This window comes from Streptomyces sp. B1866, assembly GCF_031932565.1.
Taxonomy (GTDB): domain Bacteria; phylum Actinomycetota; class Actinomycetes; order Streptomycetales; family Streptomycetaceae; genus Streptomyces.
The window spans coordinates 1-10,231 of the sequence record NZ_JAVSCF010000229.1 but is presented as its reverse complement, the minus strand read 5'-3'; the positions used below and the strand labels follow the sequence as shown (position 1 = coordinate 10,231).

Genomic DNA, 10,231 nt, shown 5'->3' with positions numbered 1-10,231 from the left:
AAGACCAAGAAGGACTCCGACCTGATCTGGTGACCGTGGCTGACTGATGCGTACCGTTGGACATGGTCCGGAAGTGGTGCGTGGCGGCGACTGTAAGGGCTGCCGCGTCGCGTAACAGCCGCGTTCTGAGCCGCATTCGACTGGGTCAAGCGCGGATAGCGCCATGCGCTCTTGGACCGCAGGGCTCGCGTCAACAGGGCAACCGGCCGTTGACCGTCGAAGCCTTCCTCAAGCTGCGATGCTTTCAAGACAACGACGCCACAAATTGATGCCCATTTTTGAAAGTCCTTCCGGCACCTCCGACAGCGAGGCGATCTCATGTTCGATCGCACTACTACGTTTGCGGCAGTATTGGCACCACTCGCCGCGTACGTCCGTCAGAATGCCGAGCGCCTGGTGGATGACGGCAAAGACGTAGAGACCGTGCAGAAGTCCGGTGACGGGTCGAACTTCATCCTTCCAAGGCGAGTAGCCACTGGCGCGATCATCTACGGCCAGAGGCTCGATTGAGTCCACAAGAGTCAGTTGAAGGTGCATCGATTCATGGATGATCGACTCGGCCACCCTTAGTGATGCATCCCGCTCATCCTTCTCCGGTATCGAGACAAAGATTGAGAACGGCAGCTCGGGCGTGCTGTGGCTGACGTCGTGGTCCCTCGGGGCTTGAAGCGGATGGATAGCCTTCACGACCGAGCCGATACTCTCAGTCATGTTCGGGACGTGTGTAAGCACATCAGCCGCCGCTTGGATCCGCCCACGGATCTGCGGATCACGACTGTCAGCAAAGTGCAGACCTTCGAATCCTGCCGCTGTCTCTCTCGATAAGTACTCAATCTTCGCTACGTGAGGCCCAACCCGAATGTCACCGCCGTCGGGCACGGGAGGTCTCGCATTGCCCGCCAACCAGCGAGAGGTTCCATACTGTTCGACGAGACTCGGCTCCACTTGATTGCGCGATATGAATTCCGCTACTAGTTCGGCCGTCAGACCGGGGAACCAAAGCAGATCCTCCCCGCCCAGGCACAGGCTGAGGGACTTAATCATGTCGAGCTCGGAGCGAGTAAATGACCGTGTATCGCGCTCCTCGATGCATCTCGGAAACCGCGTGAAAAGAGTCGGGTGAGATTTCAAACGCAAGTGCGCTCAGATGTTGCGGACGCAGCACACGGTGAACATCGGCGGGGTCGCCAGAGCTGAAGAGCATCAGAAAGCCGCCATCGGTGTCAGCGAGACCGCGGTTCAGCTGGATGGTCAGTCGGTGCGACTCTTCTCCGACGAGGTAGTCGTTGTGTATGCCGATTCGATGCCCGCGCACGAGCTTGTGGCACACGACGCTGACGTCCGGCATGAACTCGCATCCGAACATTCCTGTCATTGCGGTGCCGACAGCATCGAGGACGTCGTGTCTGGTCAGGTAGGAAGCTGCCGGCGACGCGCAATCCCAGCAGCTGAACTCGTACTGCTCATAGAAGTCGGTCCGCTTCGCGATCCACGGCGCGTCGCGCTCAAGCCATTCGAGCAGGTGCTCACCGATCTGCGGCGTGAAGCACTCAGCCAACGTCGCGTATCGAAACGGAGTTGCGGCCACCTCGCGGCTACCCAGATCTGGCTGCGGCCACCCCGCCGTATCGGATGCCTGCAATGCGCTTTGTCCAGGCGGAGAGTTGGTCGTCACGGCGATCCCTCGTGTCAGTCTTTTCCCTTGGCAGCAATGGAGAGACGGCTTCTGAGAGCCGAGATCAGTGTAAGCTGGTCGCTACAGAAGACGGTCGGGTTGGAGTAGCCATTCTTGGTAGACCAGCGATGCGCAGGCATTCCTCCGCCGCATACCGTCAGCTCGGGGCAGGCTTCGCAGGTCGGGGATGTCGGATGCTGGAGGGCAAAGTACTCGTCAAGTTCTGTGCCGGCGAGCTGGTCAAGGAGATCTCGGTTGACTATTGAACGCTCAAGCTGAAATCGATCAGCGCCGGGGTAAGCCGCCTTCAGCGTATCATTGCGAGTGATACGACCGTCGGTGTCGATCACAAGAATGCCGTACTCCTCTTGCCCGATACCTTCCTTGCGACCACGGCCGCCAAGGATGAGACGGATGAGGTCATCGAGTACGCGGATTCGAGGCGGGGTCAGGTCAGCGAGGTAGTGGTCGAGCAGGCGCACCATCCAGTCGCCGTATTCGGTTGAATCCGTCTGGCTCTTCCCTGGAGGAAGGGCGTCATGGTTTCCGTCCCGATAGAGGAAGTCGAATGATGGCGCCCCGGTGGCCTTCAGGAATTCATACACCTCGATAGGGTCTGACGTCGGATCAACAACCGCAAGCAATCCACTGAACAGCCGCTCACTCGCCGGGTGTGCGACGAGTCGAGCAACGCCAGCCACCACGCGCTCGTGCGAACCGTCGCCGTGTCGGTCCCGACGATTCCGATCATGCAGTTCGGCCGGACCATCCAGGCTGATCGAGATCCCCACGTCGTAGCGATCGAAGACGTCAATGAATTCGTCGGTTAACAGCACGCCGTTGGTCTGAATGTGCAGACCGGCATCTGCGCGCAGGCTCAACTTGAGACCTTCAACGAAACGCTCGGTGGCACCGATGCCAAGCAGGAGCGGTTCGCCCCCGTGCAGTACTACGCTCAGCGGGTGCGACTGCGACTGACTGAGCGCGCTCAACTGATCAATGACAGCACTCATCACTGCGTCTGTCATGAGGCGAGGCTGGCTCTTCCAGCCTTCGTCACCGAGGTTGTAGACGTAGCAGTAGCTGCAGTCCAGGTTGCACCGGCTAGCCGTCTTGACCAGTACGGTGTCAATCTCCCGGTTCAGGACCGACCTCTAGCGATTGTGCCGGTTGTAGGTCCGATTGTAACTATTAGTCACCACGGGTTCGTTCGTCCGGACTTCCTCGATCAAGCGCTGTAGGACGACACTGTCTATCTCCGGCGATGGGATGGCAGGTACTGAGACCGCCGCAGTGTCGGCCGATTCTACCGCGTCCATAAGGGATGTCCCTTCGAGCGACTAGCATTGATTGAGGACTCCGTGGGCCCTCGGTTGCGAGCCAGAGCGTGCAAAAGTACTGGTCTCTACGGTCCGCATCTCCGATTATAGACCGTTCGTCGGCACTTGTATCGCGTCTCCTCGTCTTCGCTGGGCGTGACAGCGATCAGCAGTGATGACAAAGTAGTACAAATCGCTCCGACCTCCGAGGGAACCACAGCATCTCGGCCGCTCCTCCGCGTTTGGTGACCATGGTTCTCCGCCCTTACGGGCACGCGGTGGGCGCGGCCCACCGCAGATCGGACCGGCGCGGGGCTCGGCGCTCCTCTTTGGGCACGGGCCACGGCGCGTCACAGATCGGCTGTCCGCACTGTTGCGGGTGCATACGAGACCTTGTGACTGGCGCCTGCCCGAGCGGGGGGCAACCGCCTCTGGAGCCCCTGGGCTCAACCCGTGCTTGTGTCGTACACCTTCCACGCTGGATAGCGGATGGACGTGCCATCCGACCCCCCATCGAGGAGTCGCGTACGGTGCAACATCAGACGCAAGTGGCGCGCCGGGTCGCTGTCTTCGTTCGGGCCAGGATCTAGTAGCACTGCCGTCGTTGCACCATCCGGGGTCCTCAGGACTGCGTCGGCGGGATGCCCGTGAACCCTTTCACCCAGTGCGACGCTGGTGCCGGAATGCTCGGACAGCCGTTGGTAGAGTCGTTTCAGCAGTACGTTCGCCTGGCCCTCGTCCACTGGTGCGGTCGTTTCCTCGGCGGCTTCGAGCAGGGATGCGGCAACACCGCCCCGGCTTCGCCATAGATCGGCGTCTCCGACGACGATGAGGTGGGTGCGCGCTCGGGTGATCGCCACATTCCAGAGGTTGAGCTGGCGGTCGACCCAGCTGATGGCGCTCGGGGTCATTCCTTCCGCGGCGACGAGGGAGAAGACCATGACATCGCGCTCACCGCCCTGGAAGGTGTGGACGGTGCCGACGCGGAGCCGTTCATGGCCGTATCGGCCCAGGCGGTTGTCCAGTTCTTCTGCCTGGCCCTTGAAGGGGGTGACCACACCGACCGTGGCCTCGGGCGGTAGGTGTTCCAGCAGGTAGCGTACTGAGCTTTCCACCTGCCTGATCTCATCGGCGTTGACCCAGGAGCCCCCATGGGGCGGGCGGGCGGCACCACCGCGTACGTCGGACCAGATGATTGCGCGGCGGGGCAGGGAGGGTCGATTCCGGATGTCGGTGAGGACGGTGAGTCCGCCGTCGTAGAAGAGGTCGTTGGACACCGCCGCGATATCCGGATGGCAGCGGAAGTGCTCGTCGAGGAGCAGCGAGCCGCCTGCGGAGCGTTCTGCGGCGTGGAAGGCAGAGTGGCGGCGGTAAGCGAGACGGTGTTTTTCCAGCCAGTCGGAGCGGAGTCCGGTCTTGCGTCGGACGAGGGCCTCGCGTTCCGGGCCCACCTTCGTGATGTGCGGTAGCTGCATGGCATCGCCGATGACCAGGGCGCGCCGGGCCCGGAAAAGCATGGGAAGGACGTGCGGGATGGCGCACTGGCTGGCCTCGTCGATGACGACCAAGTCGAACAGGGTGGGCTCAGGCGGAAAGCGTCGTGCCGAGAGGCTGGTCACGGCCCAGGCGGGTACTGCGGGCTTCTGTTCGTTTCCATGGGCACGACCCAGGACTTCTTTGACCGCCGGCCAGTCGCTGCGGTCGCTGTCTCGTGCGCTCAGCAGGCCCAGGATGCGCTGCCGTCCGCTGCGGGCACCGGTCTGAACGGCGGTCTTCAGAAGAGCGAGCGAAGTGGCTCGGACGGCCTGTTCGGCCGTGTCCAGCGCTGCGGCCAGAGAATCGTCGCGTACGTCCGCGGCCTGGGGGAGTTTGCGACGCCATTCCTCTTCGGCGGCCACGAATTCAGCAAGGGAAAGACAGCCTTGGGAGGAATCGCCGTTGTACGTTCCCAGGCCCAGCTTGCGCAGTAGGTTGGCGCGCCGCCGCCGACCGAACACACGCGCTCGGGCGAGGCGTCGCCCTTTGCGCGCCACCTGGCCGAGATCCGACCTCGCGGCAAAGAGCGCGACGAGTTCGGCCACGGTCAGTCCGAGCCGGCTGGCGTGCTGTTCTCGTGCCTGGCCTATCCGGTGTTGTTCCCTCTCGATCTGTGCGGCGCGGGCGAGACCCTGCCGTGCGCCGCACAGCTTGTCGCCCGCCACCACTGCATCCATGGTCGCTGTGGCGACGGTGTGCTCGGGGTCCGGCATCGCACGCAGTGTGTGGAGGGCCGTCGCCTCGGTCTGCCGGTAATCTATCCCCTTGGCCCGACTGGACCCGGTGCGCACCATACTGGCCGGGACGAGCTGCTCGCAGCGGCGCCAGACCTCGTCCACGGCCTCGTTGTTGGTGGAGGCTACGAGCACGGACTGTCCGGCCGTCACCGCGGTGGCGACAAGGTTGGCCACGAGCTGGCTCTTGCCTGTGCCGGGTGGTCCGGTTGTCACGGTGAGACGGCGAGTCATCGCCGCGTTGAGGACCGCGGCCTGGGCCTCGTTGCAGGGCAGAGGCGTCACCAGCCGTACGGGCGCCGTCTCTGCGTGAGTGAAGGCGTGAGCCCGCTCCGCCGGATCGGGGGAGAGAGAGCCGAGCGCCGTAGACCGGATGCGGTTCGTCAGTCCTGCGATGGCGTCGAGGTCGTCGATCAGCTTCTTTGTGAAGTTGGTGTCCGGGAGAGCAGTGAAGAGGACGGCGGCGTTGCGGGCGCCGTGGCCAGGCGTCCGGATGTCGATGTGGTCGTCCAGTTGGTCTGGCCGAGGCTCCTGAACGCACGGCAGCTCGAACTCCTGCATGAGCAGATTGCGTGCGTCGACGGCCATGCGGTCGTGCTGTCCGCGATGCCATGAGGGTTGGTAGGTGCTGGCGAGCTGTGCCCCTTCCTCCTCACCGAGCCACTCCCGGGCCAGGCGCGGATGAGGCTGGACCGGGCCGTACGGCTTCAGTCGTACGGCACCGTCTTGTTGGACGATCTCGACGCGGCGCACCAGCAGTGGAGCGAATTTCGGATGCGGCCACGGACGCCTACCGCGCGGCCCGCCCAGCACTACGGCTGGATACCCGGCCCAGAGCTCGGCTTCCTGCTTCACGGCCGACTCCACCAGGGAGACCGCCTCAGGCGGGAGGTCCGTACAACCGTCGTCGTCCACGTCACCGGAGAGGAAGCGTTCTGAGCCGGTGAGACAGACGTACGACGCGTTGTGATCACCCACTGACATCAGTGGTGTCTCGCTGTTGTCGGACAGTATGCACTCTCGGTAGTAGTCCAGGAGGGTGGTCCAAGAAGGATGGATCTGCCGCGATTTGGGCGCCAACGGGTGCGCGGCACCCTCTGTCTGGTCTGCCGGTCTGCGGCTCAGGGGTACGAGGAGCGGGGCGCTGCCGAGGGGACAGCCTGCAATGATGATGCGATCATCGACGCCCTGTGCGGATTTCACCGGGATCTGCTGGCCGCCCTGGGCTCGCATGCGCCGGTTGACGTAGTGAAACAGGTCGTCGACGGAGACTTCACCGCTGCCGTCCTTGCCCACCTTTCCCGTCCGCAGGGCCTCGACGACCTCGGTAGTAAAGGCGGACGGCTTCGTCTCACCGGCAGGCGCTGCGTCGGCGTAGGAATCCTCGCCGGCCCGTGAGGAGGACAGCACATAGACACCGCGGCTGGCCAGCAGGGCCTCTTCGCCGGATTTGGCGACTGAGCGGATAGCCCGGCGGTCGGAGGTACGCAGTCCCACGGCGAAACCACCGCTGCGACAGCAGTCGATCATCAAGACCTTTTGGGACGCCCAGCACTGTTCCAACTGCTCGTTGACGAAGCCCGCGGTCACACCGGTCTCGGCGATCCGGTCGGTGTCTGTGTCGGTGGCGATGAAGTGGAACTCGCCTCCGGACTGGGCCAGCCGGGTGCCGTGACCAGACACGTAGACCAAGGCCAGCTCGTCCTGGTCGCAATCCTCGAGGAACTCGCAGATGGCCTGCCTCATGTCGTCCGCGGTCAGGTTGTCCCGGCAGACCACGGACGAGAAGGCGCCGATGTTGCGATGCTGCAGGACCTGGCTCAGTTGCCAGATGTCCGCCTGTGTAGACGGCAGGGGCGCGAAGCGGCCGTCGTCGTACCGCTCGTTGCCGATGAGCAGCGCTCGCCGCCGGACCAACCGGGTCATTCGGCGCCGCCTTCCGGCCCGCCGCCCCTGCTGCCCGCCACCTTATCGAGGAATTCGCGGACCATCCGTTCCTGATCAGCGTCCGGCCGACCGGTGATCGTGACCGAGTGGCCCTCGTAGCTGACGTCGACCTTGCGATGCCGTTCCTTGGCGCTCCACTCCTTGATCAGCGTGATCAGGATCTGGGAGACAGGACGGGACGCGGCTGCGGCCGCGGCCCAGAGCGCGATGTCGCCCGTACCGGCACCTTTGCGACCGGCCTTGGCGGACGGGCTGTTGTCGACGAAGCCGACACTGAGGTCGTCCAGGTTCCGCAGAGCTTCGTGCAGATCGCGCGTCAAACGCTCCTGCCGCAATGTGTCGCTTCCAGCCGATACGGCCAGGCGCCACATGCGCCCCCCGTCCTGCATTGACTTGCTCCTCCCTGTGGTGGATCTGTTGATTCTGTTGGATGTAAACGTACCTGTGGTCAAAGGAGCTTCATGGCCATGACCGAACCGTCTTCGCGCAGCGAGACGGGACCGTCCCAGTCATCGGGACCTCGAGCGGAGAGCCAGTTCGCTCGCAGTGCATGAGCTTCACGGCGGTACTCCTCCACATGCCCCCTTGGCCAGCAGTCGGAAGAGGCCCTCCGCGACCTCGACTCGGGTTCCGTTCAGTCGGAAGACGTGGTCCGTCCCGAGGAATGTGGTACCGCGGATGACGGCTGTGGCGTCCTGGACGATTCCCGTGCCGGCGTGGACGAAGCCTTCGAAGTGGTCACTTCCTTGACGTTTTGTCAGGTATTGGGCAGTGAGGTCCCCGCCCCCGCTGAAGGCCATGAGGCCGGCTACCCCTGCGCGGACAACGGCGCGCCGGAACCAGGCGTAGTGTTCGGGCCGCACCTGGAAGCCGCCGTCGCGCGGTTCTTCTTCGCCTTCTGCGGCAGGCAACCGTACCTCGGGGTAGATGTTCAGGTCGTGCAGAGGCTGGTCCGCGTCGGCCTCCGGTTCCCCAGGTGCTGGGGTCAGGGCGCTGCTGCCCTCCGCATACAAGGCGTGCATGGTGATGCCGCCCTGTCCGAGCAACTCCGTGGACACGACCAGGCTCGGGGTCTGGTTCCACGGCCCCACGTGGAACGCCTCCACCTGGGCCGAGGCACCGGCCAGTTGTGTGTACACGTACGAGGTCTTCGCATGGGTACCCCTGCAGGCCACCGGGATGATCTTCGACGGCTCGCCGGGCTTCCACGCTTCCAGGAGGAAGTCGGGCCGTAGACGGATCCAGTCTCGCCGTTTCACGTCCTTGCCGACCAAGGCCCAGCCCGCTTGCAGCGCGATGTCCGCATCGATGACGGAGACCGAATGCTGCGGGTAGCGCTTCCGCAGCATGCGTTCCGCGAGGGCAACGGCGAAGCCGATGCCAAGTTCGCTGGACTGCACCGTTTTGTAGTGCCGCCTCGGATTCAACCCCTCCGGTGACAAGGCCATGTAGTGTCCGTCGCCGCCTGTCAGCGCCTGGCAGTACTTCAGACTGCTCCAGTGCTCGGCTAGCCCTCGCCCCGCACCTTGCCGTGCTAGGACGACGGCACGTCCGAGTGCATGCAGGAGTTCCCATGGGGTGAGCCTGATCGACGTTCCGCATCCGCTTCCGGAGATGCCCGCCAACCCCGGCTTCCGGCGAAGCGGCTCGCGATCTTCTTCTCGGCGCTGCTCGTCGTCTCTGGCGGCCGCGTCCGCGACGGAGCCCGCAAGGGCAGCCGTGGAGTGGACTTGCACATTCCACGGTTTCGCCAGGTCCTTCAGTATGTCCTTGGCATCCTTCCTCACGCGCTCTCCGATCCGCGATCAAGCGAACACATGGCAAGGGCGGGACACTAACCGCGGCGCGGGGGGCGCATCAAGGGCGCACGACCGAATGACGGCTGAAAAAGGCGAGTCGTAGCTTCGGTCCCCTGGGGCCAGAGCCGGCGAGGCCGAGGTCCTCGCCCCGGCCAACCGTCGGTACACCTCGGTGAGAACAGAAGTTGGCCTGATCCGTGTCGGGGTGGAGAGCAGACGCGATCGCCACCGTCGTGCCTGATGAGCCGCTCGGTCCGGCCGTGCTGGCCGGACCGAAAGACATTGCGGAGTCCAGGTTGCCGAGGGCCAGCCGGTCGCCGGTCCGCGCTTGGCGGGCGACGGTGGGGTTGAGGTGGTCGACAGTCGGATCGGGGCCGTAGAGGTTGAAGGGCCGGACGACCAGGAAGCCCGTCTCCTGGCGCTGGGCCGCCGTGTGGCCGACTATGGCCTCGGCGAGCTGCTTGGCGCGGGGGNGCCGAACTCCGGCGGCCGGATGTCATCTTCTCCGACGAGCCGCAGGCCCGGCAGCAGCAGCGTGACGCGGGGCATCAGCCCGTCCTGCTACGTATCAGCCGCGCCTCGCCCGAGCTGACAACCGGCAAGCGGGTGACCGGCGATCCGAAGTCCCAGGCGGGGAAGCGGACCATCGTCCTACCCGGGTTCATGTCGGTCGACGTGCTGAGGCATCTCGACTGGTTCGCCGCCAAGGAGCCGGACGGGCTGCTGTTCGTCGGCGAGCGTGGCGCGCCCTTCCGCCGGTCGACCTTCGGGCGGAGGTGGCGCAAGGCCAGGGAGAAGGTCGGGCTTCCGCCTGGCTTCCGCTTCTACGACCTGTGAGCTGCCCCTAGTTTCGTAGAGTCCGCGATCGTGTGATCAAGCGGTCTGCGGGGCTTCCTCCAGTTGCGCCCAGTACGCCTGCTCGTACTCGTCCGGTGGTACGTAGCCGAGGGAGGAGTGGAGTCGTTCACTGTTGTACCACGCGACCCACTGTAAGACGGCCCGCTCGACCTCGTCGAAGTCCCGCCACGGTCCCTGATGCTCGATCAGTTCTGCCTTGAACGTGCCGTTGAGGGCCTCGGCCATCGCATTGTCGTAGCTGTCCGCGACGGACCCGACGGACGCGGAGGCGCCGACCTCGGCGAGACGCTCCGTGTACCGGATGGACACGTACTGCGACCCGCGGTCGCTGTGATGGATCAGGTCGGAGTCCTTCTTGGTCTT

At 64.3% G+C, this 10,231-nt stretch carries 8 protein-coding genes and 2 pseudogenes; 1 reads left to right on the top strand and 9 read right to left on the bottom strand.

The features are described from left to right. Positions 1-228: 228 nt before the first annotated feature. The 8 genes and pseudogenes from RKE29_RS23720 to RKE29_RS30860 all read right to left on the bottom strand — a co-directional run. Positions 229-1,044: an HEXXH motif-containing putative peptide modification protein gene (locus RKE29_RS23720; RefSeq protein ID WP_312007622.1), complete on the bottom strand. Its 816-nt coding sequence runs from the start codon at positions 1,042-1,044 to the stop codon at positions 229-231. Beyond that, on the bottom strand, positions 1,037-1,675 hold the full coding sequence (gene yhhC, locus RKE29_RS23715; protein ID WP_312007621.1) for a cyclophane-containing peptide 2OG-Fe(II) oxygenase YhhC: 639 nt from the start codon (positions 1,673-1,675) through the stop codon (positions 1,037-1,039). The genes RKE29_RS23720 and yhhC overlap by 8 nt, the downstream gene beginning before the upstream one ends. A gap of 14 nt (positions 1,676-1,689) precedes the next feature. Continuing rightward, positions 1,690-2,796: a cyclophane-forming radical SAM/SPASM peptide maturase YhhB gene (gene yhhB, locus RKE29_RS23710; RefSeq protein WP_312007623.1), complete on the bottom strand. Its 1,107-nt coding sequence runs from the start codon at positions 2,794-2,796 to the stop codon at positions 1,690-1,692. A 33-nt stretch (positions 2,797-2,829) separates the two neighbouring features. Further along, positions 2,830-2,994, bottom strand: coding sequence for a YhhA family cyclophane-containing RiPP (yhhA, locus tag RKE29_RS30865; RefSeq protein WP_369016051.1), 165 nt, complete (start codon positions 2,992-2,994; stop codon positions 2,830-2,832). A gap of 446 nt (positions 2,995-3,440) precedes the next feature. Next, positions 3,441-7,190 carry an AAA domain-containing protein gene (locus tag RKE29_RS23705; protein ID WP_312007620.1) on the bottom strand — a complete coding sequence of 1,250 codons (3,750 nt, stop codon included), beginning with the start codon at positions 7,188-7,190 and terminating at the stop codon, positions 3,441-3,443. Beyond that, on the bottom strand, positions 7,187-7,600 hold the full coding sequence (locus tag RKE29_RS23700; RefSeq protein ID WP_312007619.1) for a hypothetical protein: 414 nt from the start codon (positions 7,598-7,600) through the stop codon (positions 7,187-7,189). The genes RKE29_RS23705 and RKE29_RS23700 overlap by 4 nt, the downstream gene beginning before the upstream one ends. Positions 7,601-7,768: 168 nt before the next feature. After that, the gene (locus RKE29_RS23695; RefSeq protein ID WP_312007618.1) at positions 7,769-8,998 is read right to left on the bottom strand and encodes a hypothetical protein; all 1,230 of its coding nucleotides are present in this window, start codon (positions 8,996-8,998) and stop codon (positions 7,769-7,771) included. A gap of 70 nt (positions 8,999-9,068) precedes the next feature. Continuing rightward, positions 9,069-9,467 (bottom strand): annotated as a pseudogene (locus RKE29_RS30860) (hypothetical protein); the annotation flags it as partial. 98 nt (positions 9,468-9,565) lie between these two features. On the opposite strand from RKE29_RS30860, the pseudogene RKE29_RS23690 reads away from it, so the two are divergent. After that, positions 9,566-9,844, top strand: a pseudogene (locus tag RKE29_RS23690) (site-specific integrase); the annotation flags it as partial. A 39-nt stretch (positions 9,845-9,883) separates the two neighbouring features. Here RKE29_RS23690 and RKE29_RS23685 read toward each other — a convergent pair. Further along, on the bottom strand, positions 9,884-10,231 hold a 348-nt coding region (locus tag RKE29_RS23685; protein ID WP_312007617.1), incomplete at its 5' end, for an integrase core domain-containing protein.

What these genes read in the sequence shown, in the direction of transcription:
- yhhA (WP_369016051.1), bottom strand. Translation starts at nt 2,994, where the DNA reads ATGGACGCGGTAGAATCGGCCGACACTGCGGCGGTCTCAGTACCTGCC.
- RKE29_RS23705 (WP_312007620.1), bottom strand. Translation starts at nt 7,190, where the DNA reads ATGACCCGGTTGGTCCGGCGGCGAGCGCTGCTCATCGGCAACGAGCGG.
- RKE29_RS23720 (WP_312007622.1), bottom strand. Translation starts at nt 1,044, where the DNA reads ATGATTAAGTCCCTCAGCCTGTGCCTGGGCGGGGAGGATCTGCTTTGG.
- RKE29_RS23700 (WP_312007619.1), bottom strand. Translation starts at nt 7,600, where the DNA reads ATGCAGGACGGGGGGCGCATGTGGCGCCTGGCCGTATCGGCTGGAAGC.